The sequence below is a fragment of the Caballeronia sp. EK genome (genome assembly GCF_014384845.1).
Classification (GTDB): Bacteria; Pseudomonadota; Gammaproteobacteria; order Burkholderiales; family Burkholderiaceae; genus Caballeronia; species Caballeronia jiangsuensis.
Genome location: NZ_JACSUE010000009.1, coordinates 290,379 through 315,195, shown reverse-complemented (window position 1 = coordinate 315,195; position 24,817 = coordinate 290,379). Strand labels below are relative to the sequence as shown.

24 protein-coding genes are annotated in these 24,817 nt (G+C 65.4%); 8 read left to right on the top strand and 16 right to left on the bottom strand.

Annotated features, from left to right (window positions below):
• The first annotated feature begins 299 nt into the window (after positions 1-299).
• Positions 300-938: a TetR family transcriptional regulator gene (locus tag IAG25_RS27365; RefSeq protein ID WP_187607607.1), complete on the top strand. Its 639-nt coding sequence runs from the start codon at positions 300-302 to the stop codon at positions 936-938.
• On the opposite strand, the gene IAG25_RS27360 is transcribed toward IAG25_RS27365, so the two are convergent.
• Entirely contained in the window at positions 927-1,559 is a 633-nt protein-coding gene (locus IAG25_RS27360) for a cysteine hydrolase family protein (protein WP_187607626.1), read from the bottom strand. The two genes, IAG25_RS27365 and IAG25_RS27360, sit on opposite strands and share 12 nt — an antisense overlap.
• 122 nt (positions 1,560-1,681) lie before the next feature.
• Here IAG25_RS27360 and IAG25_RS27355 point away from each other — a divergent pair, with 122 nt between their 5' ends.
• A complete protein-coding gene (locus IAG25_RS27355; protein WP_187607606.1) occupies positions 1,682-2,638 on the top strand; it encodes a helix-turn-helix domain-containing protein in 957 nt (318 codons plus the stop codon).
• Between the two features lie 4 nt (positions 2,639-2,642).
• Here the strand turns inward: IAG25_RS27355 and IAG25_RS27350 are convergent, their stop codons facing one another.
• The 6 genes from IAG25_RS27350 to IAG25_RS27325 form a co-directional block, all read right to left on the bottom strand.
• Positions 2,643-3,434, bottom strand: a complete 792-nt coding sequence (locus IAG25_RS27350) for a CoxG family protein (RefSeq protein WP_187607605.1) — start codon at positions 3,432-3,434, stop codon at positions 2,643-2,645.
• A 74-nt stretch (positions 3,435-3,508) separates the two neighbouring features.
• Positions 3,509-3,886, bottom strand: coding sequence for a DUF427 domain-containing protein (locus IAG25_RS27345; protein ID WP_187607604.1), 378 nt, complete (start codon positions 3,884-3,886; stop codon positions 3,509-3,511).
• Positions 3,887-4,031: 145 nt separating this feature from the next.
• The gene (locus IAG25_RS27340) at positions 4,032-4,514 is read right to left on the bottom strand and encodes a carboxypeptidase regulatory-like domain-containing protein (RefSeq protein WP_187607603.1); all 483 of its coding nucleotides are present in this window, start codon (positions 4,512-4,514) and stop codon (positions 4,032-4,034) included.
• A gap of 138 nt (positions 4,515-4,652) precedes the next feature.
• Positions 4,653-6,155 carry a DegQ family serine endoprotease gene (locus IAG25_RS27335; RefSeq protein ID WP_187607602.1) on the bottom strand — a complete coding sequence of 501 codons (1,503 nt, stop codon included), beginning with the start codon at positions 6,153-6,155 and terminating at the stop codon, positions 4,653-4,655.
• A 366-nt stretch (positions 6,156-6,521) separates the two neighbouring features.
• On the bottom strand, positions 6,522-7,823 hold the full coding sequence (locus IAG25_RS27330) for an ATP-binding protein (protein ID WP_187607601.1): 1,302 nt from the start codon (positions 7,821-7,823) through the stop codon (positions 6,522-6,524).
• Complete coding sequence (locus tag IAG25_RS27325; RefSeq protein ID WP_035497832.1) at positions 7,823-8,485, bottom strand: response regulator; 663 nt, start codon at positions 8,483-8,485, stop codon at positions 7,823-7,825. Before IAG25_RS27325 ends, IAG25_RS27330 begins: the two co-directional genes overlap by 1 nt.
• Before the next feature lie 255 nt (positions 8,486-8,740).
• On the opposite strand from IAG25_RS27325, the gene dacB reads away from it, so the two are divergent.
• Positions 8,741-10,339, top strand: a complete 1,599-nt coding sequence (gene dacB / locus IAG25_RS27320; protein ID WP_187607600.1) for a D-alanyl-D-alanine carboxypeptidase/D-alanyl-D-alanine endopeptidase — start codon at positions 8,741-8,743, stop codon at positions 10,337-10,339.
• A 257-nt stretch (positions 10,340-10,596) separates the two neighbouring features.
• Positions 10,597-11,703, top strand: a complete 1,107-nt coding sequence (locus tag IAG25_RS27315) for an SGNH/GDSL hydrolase family protein (protein ID WP_187607599.1) — start codon at positions 10,597-10,599, stop codon at positions 11,701-11,703.
• A 92-nt stretch (positions 11,704-11,795) separates the two neighbouring features.
• Here IAG25_RS27315 and IAG25_RS27310 read toward each other — a convergent pair whose 3' ends face one another.
• From IAG25_RS27310 to IAG25_RS27270, 9 genes are all read right to left on the bottom strand, one after another.
• The gene (locus tag IAG25_RS27310) at positions 11,796-12,827 is read right to left on the bottom strand and encodes an L-threonylcarbamoyladenylate synthase (RefSeq protein ID WP_187607598.1); all 1,032 of its coding nucleotides are present in this window, start codon (positions 12,825-12,827) and stop codon (positions 11,796-11,798) included.
• Between the two features lie 18 nt (positions 12,828-12,845).
• A complete protein-coding gene (locus IAG25_RS27305; RefSeq protein ID WP_187607597.1) occupies positions 12,846-14,033 on the bottom strand; it encodes a 5-(carboxyamino)imidazole ribonucleotide synthase in 1,188 nt (395 codons plus the stop codon).
• A 66-nt stretch (positions 14,034-14,099) separates the two neighbouring features.
• On the bottom strand, positions 14,100-14,621 hold the full coding sequence (gene purE, locus IAG25_RS27300; protein WP_187607596.1) for a 5-(carboxyamino)imidazole ribonucleotide mutase: 522 nt from the start codon (positions 14,619-14,621) through the stop codon (positions 14,100-14,102).
• Between the two features lie 52 nt (positions 14,622-14,673).
• Positions 14,674-15,564 carry a phosphoribosylaminoimidazolesuccinocarboxamide synthase gene (locus IAG25_RS27295; protein WP_187607595.1) on the bottom strand — a complete coding sequence of 297 codons (891 nt, stop codon included), beginning with the start codon at positions 15,562-15,564 and terminating at the stop codon, positions 14,674-14,676.
• A 151-nt stretch (positions 15,565-15,715) separates the two neighbouring features.
• On the bottom strand, positions 15,716-16,780 hold the full coding sequence (gene fba / locus IAG25_RS27290; protein ID WP_035497826.1) for a class II fructose-bisphosphate aldolase: 1,065 nt from the start codon (positions 16,778-16,780) through the stop codon (positions 15,716-15,718).
• 173 nt (positions 16,781-16,953) lie between these two features.
• Entirely contained in the window at positions 16,954-18,756 is a 1,803-nt protein-coding gene (gene pyk, locus IAG25_RS27285) for a pyruvate kinase (RefSeq protein ID WP_255503961.1), read from the bottom strand.
• A 4-nt stretch (positions 18,757-18,760) separates the two neighbouring features.
• Complete coding sequence (locus IAG25_RS27280) at positions 18,761-19,951, bottom strand: phosphoglycerate kinase (protein WP_187607594.1); 1,191 nt, start codon at positions 19,949-19,951, stop codon at positions 18,761-18,763.
• 406 nt (positions 19,952-20,357) lie between these two features.
• On the bottom strand, positions 20,358-20,681 hold the full coding sequence (locus IAG25_RS27275) for an AzlD domain-containing protein (RefSeq protein ID WP_187607593.1): 324 nt from the start codon (positions 20,679-20,681) through the stop codon (positions 20,358-20,360).
• Complete coding sequence (locus tag IAG25_RS27270) at positions 20,678-21,445, bottom strand: AzlC family ABC transporter permease (protein WP_238210521.1); 768 nt, start codon at positions 21,443-21,445, stop codon at positions 20,678-20,680. Before IAG25_RS27270 ends, IAG25_RS27275 begins: the two co-directional genes overlap by 4 nt.
• 348 nt (positions 21,446-21,793) lie before the next feature.
• On the opposite strand from IAG25_RS27270, the gene IAG25_RS27265 reads away from it, so the two are divergent.
• The 4 genes from IAG25_RS27265 to IAG25_RS27250 all read left to right on the top strand — a co-directional run bounded on the left by IAG25_RS27265 (position 21,794) and on the right by IAG25_RS27250 (position 24,817).
• Positions 21,794-22,714 carry a branched-chain amino acid transaminase gene (locus tag IAG25_RS27265; protein ID WP_187607592.1) on the top strand — a complete coding sequence of 307 codons (921 nt, stop codon included), beginning with the start codon at positions 21,794-21,796 and terminating at the stop codon, positions 22,712-22,714.
• A 65-nt stretch (positions 22,715-22,779) separates the two neighbouring features.
• The gene (locus IAG25_RS27260) at positions 22,780-22,977 is read left to right on the top strand and encodes a zinc-finger domain-containing protein (RefSeq protein ID WP_008351333.1); all 198 of its coding nucleotides are present in this window, start codon (positions 22,780-22,782) and stop codon (positions 22,975-22,977) included.
• A gap of 128 nt (positions 22,978-23,105) precedes the next feature.
• Positions 23,106-24,179: a lipopolysaccharide heptosyltransferase II gene (gene waaF, locus IAG25_RS27255; protein WP_035497822.1), complete on the top strand. Its 1,074-nt coding sequence runs from the start codon at positions 23,106-23,108 to the stop codon at positions 24,177-24,179.
• A gap of 191 nt (positions 24,180-24,370) precedes the next feature.
• Positions 24,371-24,817: a nuclear transport factor 2 family protein gene (locus IAG25_RS27250; RefSeq protein ID WP_187607591.1), complete on the top strand. Its 447-nt coding sequence runs from the start codon at positions 24,371-24,373 to the stop codon at positions 24,815-24,817.

Sequence of the window (24,817 nt, the reverse complement as noted above, 5' to 3'; positions counted from 1 at the left end):
GCGCGACGCTCTGAAGCGCCGCCAGTGGCCCAAGGAAGGCCGAACGCGCAATGGAAACGAAAGCTTAATTCGGAATCTGCTCGCCCGCGGCTGAAATTTGTGAATATCGGTGGACGGGTGGTATTGTATATACATTCGTGGATGAATGTATAAACGCGTACACGTTTATCCCCATTTGAAGCGAGAAACAACTCGTTCAGGCGTCCGACTTCGGTCGGCCAACCTTAGACAAGGGGCGCGCGACACGCCCGTTCAACGGCAGCAAGAGCTGGAGCAGACGGCCCGAAAGGCCGCACGATATGGTCAGACGAACCAAGGAAGAAGCGCAGGCAACGCGCAATCGAGTTCTCGACGCGGCCGAGCGCGTCTTCTATGAGAAAGGCGTATCGCGCACGACGCTCGCGGATATCGCGCAGGCGGCGGGCGTGACGCGCGGCGCGATTTACTGGCATTTCGCCAACAAGGGCGATCTCTTCAACGCGATGTTCGACCGCAGCCTGCTGCCGCTCGACGAGCTCGTCGCAACCACGCTCGACGGCAAGGAAGAAGACCCGCTCACGCGCCTTCGGGAGCTGTTCGTCTGGTGCATGCGCAACATCACGACCGACGAGCAGCGCCGCCGCGTCTTCGACATCCTCTTTCTGAAATGCGAGTTCGTCGAGGAAATGGGACCGGTGCGCGAGCGGCATCAGAACAACATGCGCGACGGCATGGAGCGCATCGAGCGCGCGCTGCGCAACGCCGTCGAAAAAAAGCAGCTTCCCGCGACGCTCGACACGAACCGCGCGACGACCATGCTTCACTGCCTGTTCACCGGCATCCTGCATGATTCGCTGATGCTGCCGGACCTCGTCCATCCGGAGCGCGATGCCGAAGCGCTCATCGACGCGTGCTTCGACGCGCTGCGTTGCAGCCCGGCCCTCCTCTTAACGACCTGAATTCGCGGCGCGTGCTCGCTGGTTCGACGCGTAGATGTTGTCGCGCGCGGGCGGCTCGCCGCTTTCCAGCGCGCTGATCCAGTCATCCGTAGCGAGCACCGCGGCGAAACGCGACTGCATCACCACCGTGAACACGCGGTGAATCTCTTCCGCACTCGCACGGCCCGCGCTGTTTTCGTAGGGCACGGCGCCCGTCGCATCCACGAGGAATTCCACCGCGAGGCCGGCATGCACCGCGTGCTTGACGGTCGAGTCGTCGCAGTTGTGCGTCATGTAGCCCGCGATCACGATCGTGTCGATGTCGTGCGCCGTCAGCCAGTCGGCGAGATCGGTGCCGGCAAATGCGCTCGGCAGCGATTTCTCGACGTAATGCGCGCGCGGCCGCGACGCCACCGTTTCGTGCAGCTCGGCCATCGCGGAGCCGCGCGCGAAGATCGGTGCGCTCGCCGGCGCGAAATTCTGCACGACAACCACCGGCACGCCGTGCTTTTCGGCGGCGTCCATCGCGCGCGCGATATTCGCAAGCGACACCTTCACATCGGGATATTCGATCAACAGGTTGCCATCGACGTACTCGTTCTGCACATCGATGACGATCAGGGCGCGGCGCGGCATGGTCAGCTCCTTCGTGGTTGGTCGAAGCATTGTCGCCGCGCCCGCGCGATGTCCAGAAGTGGCCCGATCGCCAACTTTCATCGGAATCGGGCCAAAATGCATCTATTCGATGTTTTCCCGGAGCGCGCATGACCCGCCATTCGATCGCTGTCGTCGCGTTCGACCGCATCAGCCCGTTTCATCTCGCGGTGCCGTGCATCGTGTTCGGCGAGGAGCGCGGCGGGATCGGCGTGCCGTCGTTCGACTTTCGCGTCTGCGCCGCCGAACCGCACGCGCTCGCGACATCCGCCGGCTTCACGATCGCGGCCCGGCATTCGCTCGACGCCCTCGCCGACGCCGATGTGATCATCGTGCCGTCCTGGCGCGATCCGGACGAGATGCCGCCCGATGCGCTGCTCGATGCGCTTCGCGCGGCGCACGCACGCGGCGCGTATGTCGTCGGGCTGTGCCTCGGCTCGTATGTGCTCGCGGCGGCGGGCCTGCTCGACGGCCGCGCGGCCACGACGCACTGGGCATGGGCCGACGATTTCGCGCGGCGCTATCCGCGCGTGCGGCTCGATCCGAACGTGCTCTATATCGACGATGAAAACATCACGACCTCGGCCGGCACCGCAGCCGGACTCGATTGCTGCCTGCACGTGCTGCGCAGGCTGGCGGGCTCGCACGCAGCGAATCAGGTCGCGCGGCGGCTCGTCGTGCCGCCGCATCGGCAGGGCTCGCAGGCGCAGTTCATCGACGAGCCGGTTCCCGAGCGCCAGAACGGCGAAAAGCTCGCCGGACTGCTCGACTGGCTGCGCGCCAATCTGCAAACGGATCATTCACTCGATGCGCTCGCCGCGCGCATGGCGATGAGCCGTCGCAACTTTACGCGGCGCTTTCGGGAAACGACGGGTGCGACGGTCGGCGCGTGGCTCGTCGGGCAACGTGTCGCGCTCGCGCAGCGCTTGCTCGAAGATACGGACCTGCCGATCGATCGCATCGCGGAACGAAGCGGCTTTCGCACCGGCGCGACGCTGCGCCAGCAGTTCGCACAGACGCTGAAGACTTCGCCGTCGGCTTATCGACGGGCGTTTCGCGGGACGTAGCCGGTCATTGCAGCCCGATGTGCTGCGCGAAATAGGCGAACAGCGCGACGCACACGAGCATCGCCGCCCAGGCCCAGATGGGCAAGCCGAGCGGATGCGGATCGTGGGAATGATCGCGCTCGTGATGCCCGAAGGCATGCCCGTGCAGACGATGCCGCAGCACGCCGCTCGCGTGAGCATCGGCGGACGGTGTGCGCATCGCGCCCGAGCGACGCGAGAATGCCGCCGACATCGCGCTCGGCCGCAAGAACACGTGCCGGCGCTCGGCGCGCTCGCCCGCCGCACGCATCGACGGCAAGGCGTGCTTCGCGCGCACCACTTCGCAGAATTCGGCGAAGAATTCGTCGGCGCCTTCGCGCAGCGCATTTTCGATCTGGCGGGCTGGCAGGCCGGCGAGCGGCCCCGATACCGTCGCCCAGACGGTGTATTCGATCCAGGTGGCGCCGCCATCGTCGTCCGGATTCAACGCGACCGCAATCTGCCCGCGCAAGGAGCCGACGCCCTCGCCGCGCGCCTTGAAGCTCAACGTGCGGGCGTACACGGCATCGTCGGATTGGGCGATCTCGCTTTCCGCATGCCCCGCCTGACGCGTGCGCCCGGCGGCATGGGCGCGGATCTCGTAGCGCGCCCGCAGCGCGCCGAGCGGCACGGTCAGCGTGAGGACATACTCGCCGCCGGGCGTACGCGTGAACGACTCGCAATTGTCGAGGCTCGCGCGCAGCAACGCGAGATCGGAGAGCGCCTCCCGGACATGCGCCGGGTCGAGCGGAACGCACAATGCATCGGTGACTTCCATTCGAGCCTCCGGCAAAAGGATCGCATGCGTTCGTTATGACCGAGCGGGCGTGAGGTGTCTGTTCGGCTGCGCGCCTATGACGTTTCGTCGATACGATCGACACGCGAAACGTAAAACGCGAGATAGCCCTTGATTTTCGCGGCGGCGTCGAGCGGCGATTCGTAGCTCCACGCGGCGTTCTCCACCGGACCGTCTTCGGTCAGCAAATGATAGTGCGTGGCCTGGCCCTTGATCGGACAATCCGTGGTGTGGATGGAGCGTTCCAGACGCGCCATGTTCACGTCGGCGCGCGGGAAGTAGTGCACGTTTTCCGCGCCCGGCTCGATGAGCGTGAGGGACGCGTGCGTATCGGCGTAGGTCACGCCCTGATGAATCACGCGGCAGCGGCGGCCATTCAGCGTGATCTCGATGTGATGCGCCGTCTGGTGCCCGTCGTTCAGTTCCGTGCCCATCGTGCTGCCCCTCCCGCGTGAAAACCGACATCCCAAGAAAAAGCCACGAGTCATCGAGACGCCCGCGGCTTAATTATGAGACAAACTTCCGATTCTGCGTGAGCGCTTTCGATGCCCCGGGCGTATCCCCTTTGGACGCCCGCGCTTACTGAATGTTCCAGTGGAACGCCGCCTTGGCCTTGCCGGGCCCGGCGATCGTCACTGCCTGCTTTTTCTCCTGATCCTTGTACTTCGCGTAGACCGTATAGCTGCCCGGCGGCAGCTTGACGAGCATATATGGTCCCATCGACTCGGTGGAAAGCGCCTCGCCGCCCTTGCCGTCGACGATGCGTACGTGCACACCCGAGAGGTAATCGGCGGTCGGGCCCGTGAAGCGCAGCGACAGCGGCCAGTGCGCCTGTTCACGCAACAATGCACGCGACTCGTCGAGCCCCACGCCGCCGGACGTATAGGAGACGTCGCCTTGCTGCTGAATTTGCGGCAGGCCACCGCCGTTGGTGTTGCCCGCGCTCGACATGTCGCTCGTCGTGCCGCCCGATGCCTGCGCCCAGGCGCCGCCCGCCATGCCGGCGCTCATCGCCGCAACGAGAACTGCGGCCGCCAGCCTGCCCGTGGTCTTGCTCGTCATGTTTCTGCTCCTTTGTCCGATGCCGCCGCGCCCGGGAGCCGGCGGCGTCACGCCCGATGCGTCGATTTCACGCGATGGGGCACCAGGGAACCGTGGAGCATGGTTCGTGCCCGCATCGCGTGGACCAGCGCATGCGCGTCAGCCGAGATCGACCGGAACGAAGATCTGGGCATCGTCGCGCTGGATCAGCAGCGCGATGCTGTCGCCCGCGCGCTGGACCATCGACTTCAACTGTTGCACCGACGTGACCGGCTGGCCGTTCACGGCGAGAATCACATCGCCCGGCTGGATGCCCGCGTTCGCCGCCGCGCCGTTCGACTGCTGCACGAGCAGGCCGCGCGAGAGCGAATCGTTCTGCTTCTCTTCCGGCGTGAGCGGACGCACCGCGACGCCCAAGCGCGCGTCCTGCGCCGATGCGCCGTCGTCGCCGCCGGTGTTCGCGCTCGCGGTCTTCGCATCCTTGAGCGCGCCGATCGTCACGGAGAGATCCTTCGCGCCCTTGTCGCGCCACACTGTCACTTTCGCGGCGGTGCCCGGCGAGAGGCCCGCGACCTGCGACGGCAGCGAGGTCGAATCGGTCACCGGCACGCCGTTCAGCGCGGTGATCACGTCGCCCGGCTGCAACCCGCCCTTCGCGGCCGGTCCGCCCGGCTCGACCGAACTCACGAGCGCGCCTTGCGGCGACTTCATGCCGAACGAGTTCGCGAGCGTCTGGTTCATGCCCTGCACCGTCACGCCGAGGCGGCCGCGATCGACGTGCCCCGTCTTGATGAGCGCGTCCTTGACCTTGATCGCCTCATTGATCGGGATGGCGAACGAAAGGCCCTGGAAGCCGCCCGTCTGCGAATAGATCATCGAGTTGATGCCGATTACTTCGCCCTGCAGATTGAAAAGCGGGCCGCCCGAGTTGCCCGGGTTCACGGGCACGTCGGTCTGGATGAACGGCGTGTAGTTTTCGTTGGGCAGCGCGCGCGACTTCGCGCTGATGATGCCCGAGGTCACGGTGTTGTCGAAGCCGTACGGCGAGCCGATCGCGACGACCCACTGACCGACCTTGCTGCCGTTGGGATCGCCGATTTTCACGGTCGGCAGATCCTTCGCGTCGATCTTCAGCACGGCGACATCCGATTGCTTGTCGGCGCCGATGACCTTCGCGCGATATTCGCGCTTGTCCGTCAGCTTCACGGTGACGACGTTGGCGTTGTCGACGACATGCGCGTTCGTCAGGATGTAGCCGTCGCTGCTCACGATGAAGCCGGAGCCGAGACCTTCGCTCGGACGATCCGCGCCGGGACCGCCATCGCCGCCGCCGAAGCCGGGCATGCCGCCGAAGCGCTTGAAGAACTGGTAGAGGGGATCGTCCGGATCCATCGGCAATTGATTCTGGCCGCGGCGATTCGACGCCTGCTTCACGACGTGCTTCGCGCTGATGTTCACCACAGCCGGACCATAGGTTTCGACGAGGCCGGAAAAGTCAGGAATGCCTGTTTTTGCTGCGGCTTCGGCGGGCATCATCGCCGCCGCGGCTGGCGCGATGACCTGCGGCGCCGGCACGTTGTTGTGTCCAGCCACGTAGCCCGCCGACAAGGCAACTGCAACGGCCGCTGCGACGGCGCTGCGGGTGAGGATCTTCGCTTTCATCGTGTGCTCCTGACGAGGGGATGCGCTCTTGAAGAGCGCGCTGATTCGATGGAGCAAGATTACGGGGTGTCGCTTAATCCTTTCTTAAAAAACGAAAAAGGGCGTCTGTGAACAGACGCCCCTGGTACTGCGGCTTGCTTCTACTGCACTTACTGCGGGTACTGCTGCACTGCGTAGAACTCACTGCATTACTTCGAACTGCGTTGCTACTACTTCAACTTCAACGTCTTTACTGCGACCTTCCAACTGCTGCTTCCTGCTCCAGACCACTCAAACAACAAGAGCGATATTAGTGATCAGGAACGCTCGATCGAAGAAGATAAGTCCGAAAGAGTCACCGCCAAGAGAAGCGGCGCGAACGCGGCATCAGAACGTCACGATGACCTTGAGCCCGCCCGCTTCCGACTGTCCGAGCGACACCGCCGCACCGTGCTGAACCGCGATGCGACGCACGATTGCGAGCCCGAGCCCGCTGCCCGCCACGTCGGTGCGCGCGCGATTCGCGCCCTCTCCCACGCGATAGAACCGATCGAACACGCGTTCGCGTTCTTCTTGCGGAATGCCCGGCCCGGTATCGGAGATTTCGACGACCGAACGCCCGTCCCGCAACATCAGGCAGACGTCCACGCGTCCGCCTTTGGGCGTGTACTTCGTTGCGTTGTCGATGAGGTTGTTGAACATCACGCGCAGCGAATCCGCATCGCCCTTCACGGTCGCCGGTTCGCTCGCCTCGATGCCGAGATCGACGCCGCGCTCCTGCGCGACCAGCACGCAACCGCGCACGCAAGCTTCGAGCAGTTCCCGCAGATCGACTTGCGTCTCGACGCCCTTGCCGTCCGGCTCCGATCTCGCGAGCGCGAGCAATTGCTCCGCGAGCCGCGTGGCGCGCGCGATGCCTTCATGCAGATCCCCAAGCGCCTCGCGGCGCGTTTCGTCGTCCTGCGCGCGCGCGACGAGCTGCGCCTGAATCTGCACTGCCGCGAGCGGCGTGCGCAGTTCATGCGCGGCGTCGGCGACGAAGGCTTTTTGCGTATCGAGCGCAGCCGAGAGCCGCGAAAGCAGCGCATTCAACGCGCGCACGACCGGCCGCACTTCCTGCGGCAGACGTTGATCGGAGAGCGGATCGAGCGCTTCGGGATGACGCGTATCGAGTGCGCGCGTCACGCGTTGCAAGGGCGCGAGGCCGAGCCCGACGATCACCCAGATCGCGAGCCCGAGCAGCGGCAGCAGCAGCACGAGCGGCCACAGCGTGCGCCACGCGACGCCCGCCGCGACGCGATTGCGGATCGACAGCGGCTGCGCGAGCTGCACGACGTTGTCGCCGACGATCGCGCTATACACGCGCCATTCGCCGCGCGGCGTGGATTCGGTGGAGAAACCCAGTTCGGCGTGCGGCGCGAGCGGCACGCGCGGATGCGAGTAGTACATCAGCACGCCGTTGCGATTCCAGATCTGGATGACGACGCCCTCGTCGCTCTCGCTGCGCGAACTCAGCACTGAAGAAAACGGCTCGGACGGCAGCGCGGCCGCGATCTGCTGCAACTGGTAATCGAAGAGTTCGTTGGCTTCCGCGAGCGCCTGCCGATAGATGAGCCATCCTGCAAAGCCCACGCCGACGATCACGAGCGCGAGCAGCCAGATCAGCAATTGCCGGCGGATCGACCGCATCAGGCGTCCTTCGCGACCATGTATCCGAGGCCACGCACGTTGCGGATGAGATCGGCGCCGAGCTTCTTTCTCAGCGAATGGATGTACACCTCGACGGTGTTGCTGCCGATTTCCTCGCCCCAGCCATAGATCTTTTCTTCGAGCTGGCTCTTCGACAGCACCGCGCCGGGCCGCGCCATCAGCGCTTCGAGCAGCGCGAACTCACGCGCCGACAGCGATACCGGCGCGCCCGCGAGCGTCACCTGATGACCGACCGGATCGAGCGTCAGTTCACCGTGCCGCACGAGCGACTCGCCCCGCCCCGCGTGCCGGCGAATGAGCGCACGCATGCGCGCGCCGAGTTCGTCGAGATCGAAGGGCTTGACGAGGTAATCGTCCGCGCCGGCGTCGAGCCCTTTCACGCGGTCCGCGATGGCGTCGCGCGCCGTCACGATCAGCACCGGCAGCGAGTTGGCGCGCGCGCGCAATGTCTTCAGCACGTCGAGGCCGTCGCGTTTGGGCAGACCGAGGTCGAGCAGCATCAGGTCGTAAGACTCGCCCGTGACCGCGGTCAGCGCGGCCTCGCCGTCCTGCACCCAGTCGACTGCGAAGCCGTCCGCGCGCAGCGCCTTGCGCACGCCTTCGGCAATCATCCGGTCATCTTCGACAAGCAGGATTCGCATGGCACATGTCTGTTCGTGGTTACATGGGCGGCCTCAAAGCCGCGACCCATTGTAGCCGCGCAGGCTCGCCACAGGCTTAAACGGGACTTAACCGCGCGGATCGTCCACTTTCGGAAGACAACGACGTGTCGCGCCCGATTCCGCATCGCCCGGCGGCGATTTTCCATCCGTACGATTTCCGCAAGGCAGCTTGTCTACAATAGCCGCTTCCCGCGCGCCGCCGCCCGTCATCAGCCCCAATAACAACGCTCGTCCATGCCGCCTGTTTTTCGTTCCGTGTCCTCCCGTCTCTCTTCGTTCGCGCTCGCCGCAGCCTTCGCCTGCGTCGCGCTCGGTCATATTCCCGATGCACATGCGCGCGGTGGCGGCTCGAAGGCCGATTCGCAAGGTCACGCGCCGCAGCGCGCGGCAATCGGCGGGGCCAAGTCGAAGCGCGCGAAGGCCGAGCGCGCCGCGAAGGCGAGTGTGCCCGCCGGTCCGCTGCCCGCATCGGTGATGACGGCGCTCGCGCACGCGCACGTGCCGCTTTCGTCGATGAGCGTCGTCGTGCAGCGCGTCGGCGCGCCGCTGCCGCTCGTGTCCGTCAACGCGAACGAGCCGATGCTGCCCGCCTCGACGATGAAGCTCGTCACCACCTACGCCGGCCTCTCGATGCTCGGCCCGGACTATCGCTGGAAGACGACCGCGTATGCCGACGGCGAAGTCGATGCACAGGGCGTCCTGCACGGCAATCTGTATATCCAGGGCACTGGCGATCCAAAGCTCGTGCCGGAAGAACTGATCGATCTCGTCGAGCAGGTGCGCAAGAACGGCATCACGGGCATCGATGGCGCGCTCGTGCTCGACAAGCGTTACTTCGACGCCTCCACGCGCGATCTGCCCGCCTTCGACAACGATGACTCCGCGCCCTACAACGTCGGCCCGGACCCGCTGCTGTACGCGTTCAAGTCGCTGTCCTTCACGCTGACGCCGAGCGCCGACGGACAAGTCGCCATCGACGTGCTGCCGCAACTCGCGCAGTTGCAGATCGACAACGAACTGCGCGTCACGCGCGGCGCGTGCACCGGCTCGCTCCAGGCGGCGTCGCCGAGCGTCGCGCAGACGCAGGGCGGCTTCGTGCAGGCATCGTTCATCGGCGACTATCCGTTGCGATGCGGCTCGCGCACGGTCAACGTCGCCGCGCTCGATCACTCGACGTTCTTCGCGGGCGGCTTCCTCGCGCTCTGGAAGCAGGCGGGAGGCACGTTCCAGGGCGCGACACGCGAAGGCGCGACGCCATCGAATGCGCGGCTCGTCGGCACGCATCGGAGTCCGGTGCTATCGGACGTCGTGCGCGACATCAACAAGTTCAGCAACAACGTGATGGCGCGCAACCTGTTCCTCACGATCGGCGCGGCGCAAGCGAAGCCGCCCGCGACCACGGCGAAATCGGCAACGGCGATCCAGGCGTTCCTGAAGCGCAGCGCCCTGCCGATGAGCGGCCTCACGCTCGACAACGGCTCGGGTCTTTCGCGCGACGAGCACATCTCCGCAAGCTCGCTCGCCGATCTGCTGATGGCGGCGAACGCGAGTCCGGTCGCGCAGGTGTTCGTCGAATCGCTGCCGGTCGCGGGCGTCGACGGCACGATGCGCAACCGTCTCACCAATGCGGGCGCGCTCGGCAATGCGCACATCAAGACCGGCACGCTGCGCGACGTGCGGGCGATCGCGGGCTACGTCGGCGCGGCGAACGGCGAGAGTTATGTTGTCGTGAGCTTCATCAACGATCCGCGCGCCGAAGCCGCGCGCGCCGCGCACGATGCGCTGCTCGAATGGGTCTACGAAGGCGCGCGCAAGCCGGGCGCGGCGGAATGAACGGCGCTCGCGGTATCGGCTGAGCGCGCCGCTCCCAGGCACGGACGCCCGAAGGGACCGAAGATTTCTTCTACGAAGTGACACCCGGGAAGATGCGCGCGGCGTGTACGCTGTCGGGCACGCCGCTGGCCCGGTGCGGGTGCGCATCGGGGCGGGCGTGCGGCATCGCTTAAACTCGCAGGTACGCGGCGTGCGGACCGCACAAGGTCAGGCGCCGCAATCGAACTAGAAAACACCGAAGAAGGGAGACGAGGTCCATGAAGAAGCAACGCTCGACGCGCGCCGCACTGGTGCGCTTTGCCCAAGTCGCGACGGCCAGCGCGGCCTTTGCCCTGATCGCCGCGTGCGGTGGCGGCGGCGATGACAACAATTCCACGCCAGCGGGCGGCGTGAAGCTGCAGGTCGTTTCGTTCGGCGACAGCCTTTCCGACGTCGGCACGTATGCACCGGTCGCGGCGGCGAACTTCGGCGGCGGCCGGTTCACGACGAATCCGGGTCAGGTCTGGGTGCAGAATGTCGCGCAGTATTACGGCGACACGCTCACGCCCGCGATGACGGGCGGCTTCGGCACGCCGCCTGCCACGCAAGCGGGTCTCGGCTATGCGCAGGGCGGCTCGCTCGTGACGAATCCGATCGGGATCAATCACGTGTCGAACGATCCCGCGAACTACACGGGCGCACTCACGGTGCCGATCGTTCAGCAGGTGCAGAACTATCTCACCGCGCACGGCAGCTTCAATTCGAATCAGCTCGTGATCGTCAACGGCGGTGGCAACGACATCCTCTATAACTTCCAGCTGGCCGTGGCCGGCGCGATCACACCGGCACAGGCGAGCGCGGCGATCGGCAAGGCGGCAATCGACCTCGCCGGCGTGATCGGCAAAGTCCTGCAGAGCGGCGCGACGCATGTACTGGTGTCGAACGTGCCGGACATCGGCACCACGCCGCAGGGCATGATGAGTTCGGCCGCCAATCGCGCGCTGCTCTCACAGGCATCGGCTGGCTTCAATCAGGCGCTTGCGGCAGCGCTTACGCAGTCGGGACTGATGTCGAAGGTGATCTATCTGGACATCGTGCCGGTGCTCGCCAATGTCACGGCGAATTTCCAGCAGTTCGGCTTCACCGTGTCGAACACCGGGACGGCCTGTAATCTGCAAGCGATGGCTGCGGCGGCGCAGAAGTTCGGCGAGCCGAATCCGCAAGCGTTCGCCACCTCGCTGTTCTGTTCGCCGGAGACCCTGACCGTCGCGGGTGCGGACCAGACGTATATGTACGCGGACACCGTGCATCCGACGACGCATCTGGGTGCGCTCTATGCGCAGGCGGCGGAGCAGGTGGTTGCGAAGTCCGGGTTGGGGAAGTAAGCGTACGAAGCGCTGCGCGAAAAGCAAACCGCTCGGTCGAATCGACCGAACGGTTTTGTTTTGGCGCTTTCGAAAGAACGTTCAGCGACGCGTCACGCTTCCTCTTCAAACGCCGCCGCCGCCCTCCCCAGCCGATCGTTCACCGCGACCCATTCCACCGTCTCCGGCAGTTTCTCGATCAGAATCCGCTTGACATTCGCCCGATCCAGCGCACGCAACAAGCCATACAAGTTGCGCGCATAACTCTGCGGATCTTCCGGCGCGGCGACGAAATGCACATGTCCCGCATGCGCCCATTCGCCCGCGCTCGACGGCCGGGCCACCAGCGCGACTCGTCCGCCACGCGATCGATCGAACGCCGCGAGCAACGGTTCGATCGACGCAAACGGCAACAGCGCCAACGGCGTGCGCGGCGCGTAATGCGCCTTCAGCGTCCCCGAGGCGCGCGGCGCCGTGGCATCCGACCCATCCGGCAACCTCGGCGCAATACCGATCACATCCGCGATCTGCCGCGGACTCACATGCCCCGGCCGCAGCAGCGCCGGAAACCCGCGCGACAGATCCAGAATCGTCGATTCGATGCCGACATCCGCCGCTCCGCCATCGAGCACATGCACCGCGCCGCCGAACTCGTCGCGCACGTGCTGCGCGGTCGTCGGACTGACATGACCGAAGCGGTTGGCCGAAGGCCCCGCGACGCCGCCCTGCTTGCCGGTGCCCATCCGCCGCTCATGAAACGCCGAGAGCAGTTGCTGCGCCACCGGATGCGACGGGCATCGCACGCCCACCGAATCCTGGCCGCCGCTGACCGCCGCCGGAATATGCGCCGCGCGCTTGAGAATCAACGTTAACGGGCCGGGCCAGAAGGCATCGATGAGCTTCTGCGCGTCGGCGGGCAACTCGCGCACCCAGTAGCCCGGATCGGCTTCGGGCGCGAGGTGCACGATCACCGGATGATTCGCCGGACGGCCCTTCGCAGCATAAATACGCGCGATGGCGTCGGGATTCTCCGCGTCGCCGCCGAGCCCGTAAACCGTCTCGGTCGGAAACGCGACGAGTTCGCCCGCGTCGAGCAAGGCGGCGGCTTCGTCGATCTGCGCCGCGCTCGGATAGATGATGGTCATTGCTTCTACTACAAAGGCTCAGTCGAGCGTGATATGCAGCATGCGCGCACAGTCACGCGCCGCCGTGCGCGCTTCCTCGAGCGTGGCCGCCGTGAAGTTGATGTGGCCCATCTTGCGGCCCCGGCGCGCATCTTCCTTGCCGTACAGATGCAGCCGTGCGGCCGGCATCGCCGCGACTTCCGTCCATGCGGGCGATCTGGCCTTGTCGCCGTCGAACCAGATATCGCCGAGCAGGTTCAGCATCGCGGCGGGCGAATGCTGGCGCGTATCGCCGAGCGGCATGCCGGTCATCGCGCGGACCTGTTGCTCGAACTGGCTCGTGGCGCAGGCATCGACCGTGTAATGGCCGGAATTGTGCGGACGCGGCGCCATTTCGTTGGCGATGAGCGTGCCGTCTTCCAGCACGAAGAATTCGACGCACAGCACGCCGACATAGCCGAGCTTCGCGGCGATGGTGAGCGCGGCGTCCTGCGCCTGCGCGACGAGCGAAGCCGACGCATCGGGCGCGGGCACGACCGTCTTCGCGAGAATGCCGTTCACGTGCACGTTCTGCGCGAGCGGGAACACCGCCGACTTGCCGTCGCCGCCGCGCGCGATCAGCACGGACACTTCGTACTTGAGCGGCATGCGCTTTTCGAGCACGCACGGCACGCCCGACAGCGACGCATACGCGTTGCGCACGTCCGCGACGTTGCGCACGCTGACCTGTCCCTTGCCGTCGTAGCCGAGACGCGCGGTCTTGAGAATGCCCGGCAGCACCGCCGCGATCTTCTCGTCGGGCAGCCCAGCGAGCGCCTGCGGCGATTCGATCACGACATGCGGCGCGACCGGCACGCCCGCTGCCGCGATGAAACGCTTCTCCGCGACGCGATCCTGCGCGATCGCCACGCAGCCCGCGGCCGGACTCACGAATGTGCACGACGCGAGAAATTCGAGGCTCGCGGACGGCACGTTCTCGAATTCCGTCGATACCGCCGCGCACAGGCGGCCGAGTTCGGTGAGCGCGGCGCGATCGTCGTAGGCGGCGCGGATGTGGCGATCCGCGACGGCGCCGGCGGGGCTCGTCTCGTCCGGATCGAGGACGGCGACGCGATAGCCCATCGATTGCGCGGCGAAGCAGAACATGCGGCCGAGCTGGCCACCGCCGACCATGCCGAGCCATGCGCCCGGCAGGATGGGAGAGATCGGGGAATTTTGTGGGTTCATCGTGGGCTTGGGTGGCTGGCTGTGGGCATCAGCGATTGCGCGACGCGCGGTCTGCGCGCGGGGTCATCAAAGCGGCGGCAGCGCCATGTCCCGCGCCGCCTGATTCTGCTTCACACGGAAAGCGGCCAGCGCGTCGGCGTATTTCGCGTCGGCGACGCTCAGCATCGACACCGCGAACAGCGCCGCGTTCGCCGCGCCCGCCTCGCCGATGGCGAAGGTCGCGACCGGCACGCCCTTGGGCATCTGCACGATCGAGTGCAACGAATCGACGCCCTTCAGATACTTGCTCGCCACCGGCACGCCGAGCACCGGCACGGTGGTTTTCGCGGCCAGCATGCCCGGCAGATGCGCCGCGCCGCCCGCGCCTGCGATGATCGCGCGCACGCCGCGCTCACGCGCACTTTCGGCGTACGCGAACATCTCGTCCGGCATGCGATGCGCGGAGACGACTTTCGCCTCGTACGGCACGCCGAATTCCTGAAGCATCGCGACGGCGTGCTTCATCACGTCCCAGTCGGAGCTGGAGCCCATCAACACGCCGACGAGCGGCGCTTCGTGCGTGTGGGCGCCGGTCTGTACTTCGCTCATTCCTTTTCCCTTGAAATGCGCGTGCCGCTTCCCGGAAGCGGCACGTATCGAATTACGACAAAGTCTTGCCAGTGAGACGCTGCAATGCTTCCTGATACTTTTCCGACGTCTTCGCGATCACGTCGTCGGGCAGCTTCGGCGCGGGCGGCTCCTTCTTCCACGGTTGCGTTTCGAGCCAGTCGCGCACGAACTGCTTGTCGAAGGACGGCGGATTCGTGCCGACCTGATAACCGTCGGCGGGCCAGAAGCGCGAGGAATCCGCGGTCAGCACTTCGTCCATCAGATACAGCTCGCCCTTGTTGTCGAGACCGAACTCGAACTTCGTATCCGCGATGATGATGCCGCGCGTCGCCGCGTACTCGGCCGCTTCCTTGTACAACTGGATGGAGATGCGCTTGATCGTCGCCGACAGCTCGGTGCCGATGCGGCGCTCCATCTCATCGTAGGTGATGTTTTCGTCGTGATGACCCATTTCGGCCTTCGCCGCGGGCGTGAAAATAGGCTCGGGCAGTTTCTGCGCGTTCTGCAGGCCCGGCGGCAGTTCGACGCCGCACACCGCGCCCGTCGCCTGATAGTCCTTCCAGCCGCTTCCGGCGAGATAACCGCGCACGACCGCTTCGACGAGAATCGGCTCCAGGCGCTTCACGACGACCGCGCGGCCCGTCACCTGCCCGACTTCATCGGCGGCGACGACGGTCGAAGGATCGATGCCCGTGTTGTGGTTCGGCACGATGTGACCGAGCTTCTCGAACCAGAAATCGGCCATCGTGTTCAGCACGCGGCCCTTGTTCGGAATCGGCTCGCCCATGACGACATCGAATGCGGAAAGGCGGTCGGTCGTAACGATCAGGAGCTTGTCCTGACCGACTGCGTAATTGTCGCGGACCTTGCCGCGGCCGAGCAGCGGCAGCGATTTGATCGTGGATTCGTATAGCGTGGACATCGTCATGTACCGGAAGGGTTCTGAAATGGTGAACGCCGCACTTTGCCTTCGAGCGCGGAAAGAGAGAAAAAAAGCGAACGGGCTCCGAACCCGGAACCCGTTGATTTTACTTTACAAATAACGCCTGGCTCAGATCAGGCTTATTTCGCGCTCATTTGACGATCTGCGCGAGCGCGCCGGACTTGTACTTCTCGGCGATCTTGTCGAGCGAAACCGGCTTGATCTTGCCCGCCATGCCTTCGCAACCGAACTGCATGTAGCGCTGACGGCAGATTTCCTTCGCCGCTTCGCGCGCGGGCTTGAGGTAATCGCGCGGATCGAACTTCGACGGATTTTCGAACAGATAGCGGCGGATCGCGCCGGTGATCGCGAGGCGCAGATCGGTATCGATGTTCACCTTGCGCACGCCGTGCTTGATGCCTTCCTGAATCTCTTCGACCGGCACGCCGTAGGTTTCCTTCATGTCGCCGCCGAACTCGCGGATCTCGGCGAGCAGTTCCTGCGGCACCGACGACGAACCGTGCATCACGAGGTGCGTGTTCGGAATGCGCTGGTGGATTTCGCGGATACGGTCGATGGCGAGAATATCGCCCGTCGGCTTCTTCGAGAACTTGTACGCGCCGTGCGACGTACCGATCGCGATTGCCAGCGCATCGCACTGCGTCTGCTTCACGAAGTCGGCGGCCTGCTCGACGTCGGTGAGAAGCTGCTCGCGCGTCATCGTGCCTTCGGCGCCGTGGCCGTCTTCCTTGTCGCCCTTCATCGTTTCGAGCGAGCCGAGCACGCCCAGCTCCGCTTCGACGGTCACGCCGATCGAATGCGAAAACTCCACGACCTGCTTCGACACCGCGACGTTGTATTCGTACGACGCGACGGTCTTGCCGTCGGCTTCGAGCGAGCCGTCCATCATCACGCTGGTGAAGCCGGAGCGAATCGCGGCCATGCACACGGCCGGCGACTGGCCGTGATCCTGATGCATCACGACCGGAATATGCGGATACGACTCGACGGCCGCTTCGATCAGATGACGCAGGAACGCTTCGCCCGCGTACTTACGCGCGCCGGCGGACGCCTGCATGATGACGGGCGCGTTCACTTCGTTCGCCGCCGACATGATCGCCTGCACTTGTTCCAGATTGTTGACGTTGAATGCCGGGAGGCCGTAGCCGTGTTCGGCCGCGTGATCCAGCAGTTGACGCATTGATACGAGAGGCATTGTGGTGAAACTCCATGATGTGAAACGAATTCTGCAGCGCGCTCGATTCCGCTCTCGGGCGGTTTTCGGCTTTATCGTTGCGTGGACTGACGCATCGCTCTGCGTCGTCTTGCGCGCTTGATGAGCGCCCGCCGCTGCTCGCGCGGCGGGCGCTCCGGACTTCCCGGAAACGCTTAGAAGTGATCGCCCACACGCACGATCTTCAGCGTGTTGGTGCCGCCCGCCTGACCCATCGGCTCGCCGACGGTGAGCACGACCATGTCGCCGCGCGCCGCGTAGCCCTTCGACACGACCACTTCGAGCGCCTGATTCAGCGCGGTATCGCGGTCCATGTTGGTATCGACGTGCAGCGGCGTCACGTTGCGGTACAGCGACATCGTGCGCTCGCTCGACACGCGCGGCGTCAGCGCGAAGATCGGCACGTGCGTCCAGTGACGCGACATCCACAGCGCCGTCGAGCCGGATTCGGTCAACGCGACCACGGCCTTCGCGCCCAGGTGATACGCGGTGAAGAGCGCGCCCATCGCGATGGATTGGTCGATGCGCGTGAACGTGCGGTCGAGGAAATCGCGATCGAGTTGCGACTCCTCCGACTTCTCCGCTTCGACGCAGATGGCCGCCATCGTTTCGATGGTCGTCACCGGATACTTGCCAGCCGCGGTTTCGGCGGAGAGCATCACGGCGTCGGTGCCGTCGAGCACGGCGTTCGCCACGTCCGACACTTCCGCGCGCGTCGGCACGGGCGCGTGGATCATCGATTCCATCATCTGCGTGGCGGTGATCACGAGCTTGTTCGACTCGCGCGCCATGCGGATCATGCGTTTTTGCAGCGCCGGCACCGCCGCGTTGCCCACTTCCACGGCGAGATCGCCGCGCGCGACCATGATGCCGTCCGACGCGTCGAGAATGCCCTGCAACGCCGGAATCGCTTCGGCGCGCTCGATCTTCGCGATCATCTTCGGCTTGATGCCGTACGGCGCGCCCGCGATGTTCGCGAGCTGACGCGCCATTTCCATGTCCGTTGCGTTCTTCGGGAACGACACCGCCACGAAGTCCGCGCCGAGCGACATCGCCGTCTTGATGTCCTCCATGTCCTTCTCGGTCAGCGCGGGCGCGGTGAGGCCGCCGCCCTGGCGGTTGATGCCCTTGTTGTTCGAGAGCTCGCCGCCGACCTTCACCGTCGTGTGGATTTCCTCGCCGATCACGCGCGTCACGTCGAGCACGATGAGACCGTCGTTGAGCAGCAGCACGTCGCCGGCGCGCAGGTCGCGCGGCAGATCCTTGTAATCGAGGCCGCAGCGTTCGTTGTTGCCGAGCGGGCAGTTGGCGTCGAGGATGAACGGATTGCCCGCGACGAGCATCGTCTTGTTGTTCTCGAACTTGCCGACGCGGATCTTCGGGCCTTGCAGGTCCGCCATGATCGCGACTTCGCGGCCCACCTGACGCGCCGCCTCGCGGACGATTTCGGCGCGCTGGCGGTGGTCGTCGGCGGTGCCGTGCGAGAAGTTGAAACGTACGACGTCGAGACCCGCCTGCAGCATTTGCAGCAGGATGTCAGGGCTCGTGGAAGCCGGGCCGATGGTGGCAACAATCTTTGTAGCGCGATGCATGGAATTCCTCGTCTCAGTAGGATCGCCCGTAACTACGCTGCGAGCACGTTGCGCTTGCGGCGAGGTGTTGCTCACCGGTTGCGCGCGCGCGCCGGATCGTGCCGGCGTCGCTTTGTCGATATCTTTCAGTGCATGGGCGGGCAGACCGCCGATGATGACCGGAGGCGTCGGCGGCACTGCGGCCGCGGCTTCGCCCTCGGGTGATGCCTGATCGGGTTGAGCCGCTTCCGCGATCGCCAGCGCTGCTTCAGCGGCGGCATCGAGCGCGCCGCTGTCGATCACGTCCTGCGTCACTTCGTCTTGCGCGCCGCCGGCTGCTTGCGCGCCCTTCTTTCCTGCTTTCGCCGGATTGCTTCGGGCCGTCAACGCCTTAAGCCCGCGACTCGAGCACTTCCACCGCGGGCAGCGTCTTGCCTTCCAGGAACTCCAGGAACGCGCCGCCGCCGGTCGAGATGTAGCTCACCTTGTCGGCGATGTTGTACTTCGCGATGGCCGCGAGCGTGTCGCCGCCGCCCGCGATCGAGAACGCCGACGAAGTGGCGATCGCCTGCGCGAGCGTCTTCGTGCCGTTGCCGAACTGGTCGAACTCGAACACGCCGACCGGGCCGTTCCAGACGATCGTGCCGGCCGTCTCGAGCTGCGCCGCGAGCGCCTTCGCCGTGTCCGGGCCGATGTCGAGGATCAGGTCGTCGTCGGCGACATCCGCGACGGGCTTGATTTCCGCCTTCGCGGTCGGCGCGAATTCCTTCGCCGTCACGACATCGCTCGGAATCGGCACCGATGCGCCGCGCGTGCGCGCCTGCTCGATGATTTCCTTCGCTTCGTCGACGAGATCGGCTTCCGCGAGCGACTTGCCGATCTTGAGACCCGACGCCAGCATGAACGTATTCGCGATGCCGCCGCCGACGATCAACTGATCGACCTTCTCGGCGAGCGACTTCAGAATGGTGAGCTTGGTCGACACCTTCGAGCCCGCGACGATCGCGACGAGCGGGCGCTTCGGGTTGCCGAGCGCCTTGCCGAGCGCGTCGAGTTCGGCGGCGAGCAGCGGGCCCGCGCACGCGACCGGCGCGTACTTCGCGATGCCGTGCGTCGTGGCTTCGGCGCGGTGCGCGGTGCCGAACGCGTCGTTCACGTAGACGTCGCAGAGCTTCGCCATTTTCTGCGCGAGGCCGTCGTCGTTCTTCTTCTCGCCCTTGTTGCAGCGGCAGTTTTCCAGCAGCACGACGTTGCCCGGCTGGACCTGAACGCCGTCGACCCAGTCGGCGACGAGCGGCACGTCGCGCCCGAGCAGTTCCGACAGGCGCGCCGCGACCGGCGCGAGCGAGTCTTCCGGCTTGAACTGGCCTTCGGTCGGACGGCCCAGGTGGGACGTGACCATCACGGCCGCGCCCGCGTCGAGGGCGGCCTTGATCGCCGGGACGGAGGCGCGCACGCGCGTGTCTTCGGTGATGTTGCCGTTATCGTCTTGCGGCACGTTGAGATCCGCGCGGATGAACACACGCTTGCCGGAGACTTTGCCTTCGGCGATCAGATCGGTGAAACGCAGTACTTTCGTCATGGGAGTCAACGTAGGTAAAGAAGCGGTTCGGGCGGGGACGGCCGTCGGGGCGGCCGGTTCGTGGAGTCGCCGCGTGCGGGCCGCCGGGCAGGACGGCTCGCGCGCGGATCAGGCTGGAGGCGAAGGCCGCGCGGTAAAGCCGAACGCGCGTGCCGGAAGCGGGAGAAAGGGATCGGACAGATGAATCCGGAGATGCGCGCGAGACGCGCTCGGGCGCGTGCCGGGACACGTGCACGCAGCCGGGAGCGGCGGATTGGAAAATCGTAGCGCGGTGACTGCCGGACACACTTTCGACCTCGCTCACTCGGGAAAGACCATCATTTTAACCGATCGCCTTGACGCCTTTTAGCGGGCAATCGTTGATGACGCGTATTTGGCGACGACGCATTCGTCACGCGCGGCGCCATCACACTGCGAGCCGCAGCAGCGTGAACACGAGCATGCCGACGGCGATCGTGCCCATCATGCCGCGCCGCCACAGGTAGTACGCGAGCCCGGCCGCCGACGCCCATAGCGCATGATTCGACAGCGCGAGCGAAATGCCCGTGGACGTTTCGAGCAGATCCGGCACGACGACGCCCGCGAGCGCCGCGGCCGGCGCGTAGCGCAGCACGCGCTGCACGCGCGGCGGCAACACCATGCGCTCGCCGCCGATCAGAAAGAGCGCGCGCGTCACCGCCGTGACGAGGCCCATGCCGAGAATCGCGAGCCAGACGTGCAGCGCGCTCATCGGAGGGGCCTCGTGGCGGCGGGCTTGTCGTCCTTGTTACCGGCGACTGGCTTCGGCCCTGTACGTTCCGCGATCACGTCCGCGAGCGTACCCGCGAGCAACGCCGCGAACACCGCGAGCGGCAGGCCGAAGCGATACGGCAGATCGAACGCCAGCAGCGCGACCACACTGGCGACGGCGACGGCCGCGAGCGTCGAGCGCGTGGCGATCGCCGAAACGATGAGCGGAATCAGCGCGAGCGTGCCGGCGAGTTCGAGGCCCCAGTTATCGGGAATCAGGCTCGCGAGCAGAATCCCGATCACCGACGAGCTCTGCCACGACAACCAGCTCGACACCGCCAGCCCCCAGAAGAACGCTTCCTTGCCGGGCTGCCAGCCGACCGGGAAATTTCGCTTCGAAAACATCAGATAGATGATGTCGCCGTTGAAATAGCCGAGCAGCAGACGGCGCTTGAGCGGCAGATAGGCGAAATGCGGCGCGAGCCCCGCGCTGAAGATGACGAAGCGCAGATTGACCATCGCGGCGGTCAGGAGAATGGTCCAGAGCGGCAGCTTCGCGGCGAAGAGCGGCAGCACCGCGAGTTGCGACGAGCCCGCGTACACCGCGAACGACATGCCGAGCGCCTGCGGCACGGTCAGCACGGACTTCGTCATCGCGATGCCGGTCACGAGACCCCACGAGAACGTCGCCAGGACGGCGGGCGAGAAGGTGCGCACGCCCTCGAAAAACGCGCGGCGATTCGTGTCTGACAGCCGGTCGAGCATGAGCGAATGCGAGGCGAACAGGACAACCCGTGATGCCATTGCGCGGCCTCGATCGATTGCGCGATGGATCGGGAAAAACCGGGAAAATCGGGAATGGTGAGCTTCGCCGTTTCGTTCCGCTATTTTTCGGCGGACGGCGAAAGGCAAATTATAGCGTCGTGAAAGGCGCTCCAAGATCGGTTTCGTCGCGAAAAGACGCTAAAATGACGGTCTTTCGCTGCCTTTGCGCCCTCGCCGCGCGTCTTCCCCACGGAATCCACGCAAGAAAGCGCGCCGGGCGCCGCTGCCCCTTCAGAACGCGGGCGGCCTGCCGAAACCCACTTGAACCGAGACAGCTAGGAGAACCGTATGTCAATGGCCGACCGCGACGGCAAGATCTGGATGGATGGCAAGCTCATCGACTGGCGTGATGCCAAGATCCACGTTCTGACGCACACGTTGCACTACGGCATGGGCGTTTTCGAAGGCGTGCGCGCGTACAAGACCGCGCAGGGCACGGCCATCTTCCGCCTGAAAGAACACACGAAGCGCCTGCTGAACTCGGCAAAGATCTTTCAGATGGACGTCCCGTTCGACGCCGCCACGCTCGAAGCCGCGCAACTGGAAGTCGTCAAGGCGAACAACCTGGAAAGCTGCTACATCCGCCCGATCATCTGGGTCGGCTCGGAAAAGCTCGGCGTTTCGGCCAAGGGCAACACGATCCACGTGGCCATCGCCGCTTGGCCGTGGGGCGCGTACCTCGGTGAAGACGGCCTCGCGAAGGGCATCCGCGTGAAGACGTCGTCGTTCACGCGCCATCATGTGAACGTGTCGATGGTGCGCGCGAAGGCTTCCGGCTGGTACGTGAACTCGATTCTCGCGAATCAGGAAGCCGTCGCCGACGGTTACGACGAAGCCCTGCTGCTGGACGTGGACGGTTACGTCTCCGAAGGCTCCGGCGAGAACTTCTTCCTCGTGAACAACGGCAAGATCTACACGCCGGACCTGGCCTCGTGCCTCGACGGCATCACGCGCGACACCGTCATCACGCTCGCGCGCGATTTCGGCATCCCGGTCATCGAAAAGCGCATCACCCGCGACGAGGTCTACACCTGCGACGAAGCGTTCTTTACCGGCACCGCCGCCGAAGTCACGCCGATCCGCGAGCTCGACAACCGCACCATCGGCTCCGGCGCGCGCGGCCCGATCACGGAAAAGCTGCAAAGTGCGTTCTTCGACGTCGTCGGCGGCAAGAACGAGAAGTACGCGAGCTGGCTCGCGAAGGTTTAATCGACCTCATGCGACGCGGCGGGCCGAATGCTCGCCGCGCGCTGGACATCTGACAAGAGATAGCAATGAGCGACCTGAAGGAAATGCCGCTGGTGGAATTGTCGGCGAAGGACCTGCCCGCCTTCTGCCCGAACCCGAAGATGCAGCGCTGGAGCACGCATCCGCGCGTGTTCATCGACGTGACGCACGGCGAAGCGCGCTGCCCGTACTGCGGCACGCGCTACAAGCTGAAAGACGGCGAAGTGCTCAAGGGCGGCCACTGAAAGCCGCCGGGTGCCGGCCGCGCCCTGATCGTTTGCGCCGCGCAGCATCGGCGCACGTCAACCCACACCAATCGACGGCCCGCCCCAAGGCGGTGGGCCGCGTTTATTTTGAGATCGGATAACGAAAGATGCGCCGTGCGCTGGTTATAGCACCGAACTGGATCGGTGACGCATTGATGGCGCAGCCGCTCTTTACGCTCTTGCGCAAGCTTCATCCGCGCATCGCGATCGATGCCGTCGCGCCCACCTGGGTCGCGCCCGTGCTGGAACGCATGCCCGAGATCCGCGATGTCTACGCGACGGACCTCGCCCACGGCAAGCTGCAACTGCTGCGCCGCTGGCAGCTCGCGAGCGATTTGCGCGATGTTGGCTACGACGCCGCCTACGTGCTGCCCAACTCCGTCAAATCCGCGCTGATTCCGTGGATGGCGGGCATCAACTTGCGCATCGGCTACAAGGGCGAGAGCCGTTACGGGCTCTTGAACGTGCGCCACGCGAATCCGCCGAAGACCGAGCGTCCGCCGATGACCGCGCACTACGCCGCGCTCGCCTACACGCCGGGCGCGAAGCTGCCGTTCGTCGACAGGTTCGCCCAGCCCGAAGCGGCTGCGGCGCCCGACGCACAAACGCTTCCCGTGCCGCGTCTCGAATCCGATCCGAACGAGGCCGCGCGCGTCTCGACGCGCTTCGATCTCGACACGCGCGCGCCGCTCGTCGTGTTTTGTCCGGGCGCGGAATACGGCCCGGCCAAGCGCTGGCCGCCGGAGCATTTTGCGTCGCTCGCGCAGTTCATCGCGCAGTCGTTCCCGTATGCGCGCATCATCGCGCTCGGCTCGAAGAAGGACGCGCCGATCGCGCAGGCCATCGCGGAGCGCGCGCCGATGGTCCGCAACCTGTGCGGCCAGACCTCACTCGGCGAAGCGTGCGCGCTCATTTCGCGGGCGAGCGCGGTCGTCACCAACGATTCCGGCCTGATGCACGTCGCGGCCGCCTCGCGCCGGCCGCTCGTCGCGGTCTACGGCTCGACCGATCCGCGCCACACGCCGCCCTTGTCCGATCTCGCAAAGGTACAATGGCTGCATCTTGAATGCAGTCCGTGCTTTGCCCGCGAGTGTCCGCTCGGCCATCTGAACTGCTTGCGCGAACTCTCGGCCGAACAGGTCTTCGGCGATCTGCGAGGGATGCTGCTCGCGCATCGTTGATGTTGCGCTCACGCGTCAAAACGCGTGTCCAACAAGACGGTTTCCAGCCGTGTGTGCGGGTGCGGACACGCGAATGTCTCCGAACGGGGGCATGCTTTGACCAATGACCGATGCAGCGCGCCGTTCCGTTGCCTGCCGCCATCAGCGGCTTCGAGCGGCGCGCAGCACCGAATGCCAGAGACCCACGAGCCATGCCACGTTTCGCCCGCCTCTTCGAAGCCGCCGCCGATACTCTCAACGCTTACTATCAGGCAGTCGCGGACAACAGCATCGACAGTGTGATGTCGTTGTGGATCGACGAGGATTTCGCCGCCTGCGTCTGCGCGGACGGCACGCATCTGCACGGGCTGGAAAGCATCCGCGCCGGTCTCGGCAAGCAATTCGAAACGCAGGCGGTAACCATCGAGCCGCTCGATATCCGCGTGTACGACAGCCTGGGCACGGTCGTCTATGCGATCGCCGAGGCGCATCAGCCGGCCACGCCGGCGAGCGTGCCGCGCATGATCTACACGACTTACGTGATGGTTCACGAGCGCGGTGAATGGCGCATCGCGCATATTCACGCGAGCGAGATGCCGATGGAAACGGCGGGCCAGTTCGCGGCGAAGCTGCGTCACGGCCAGGGACCGCTGCACTGA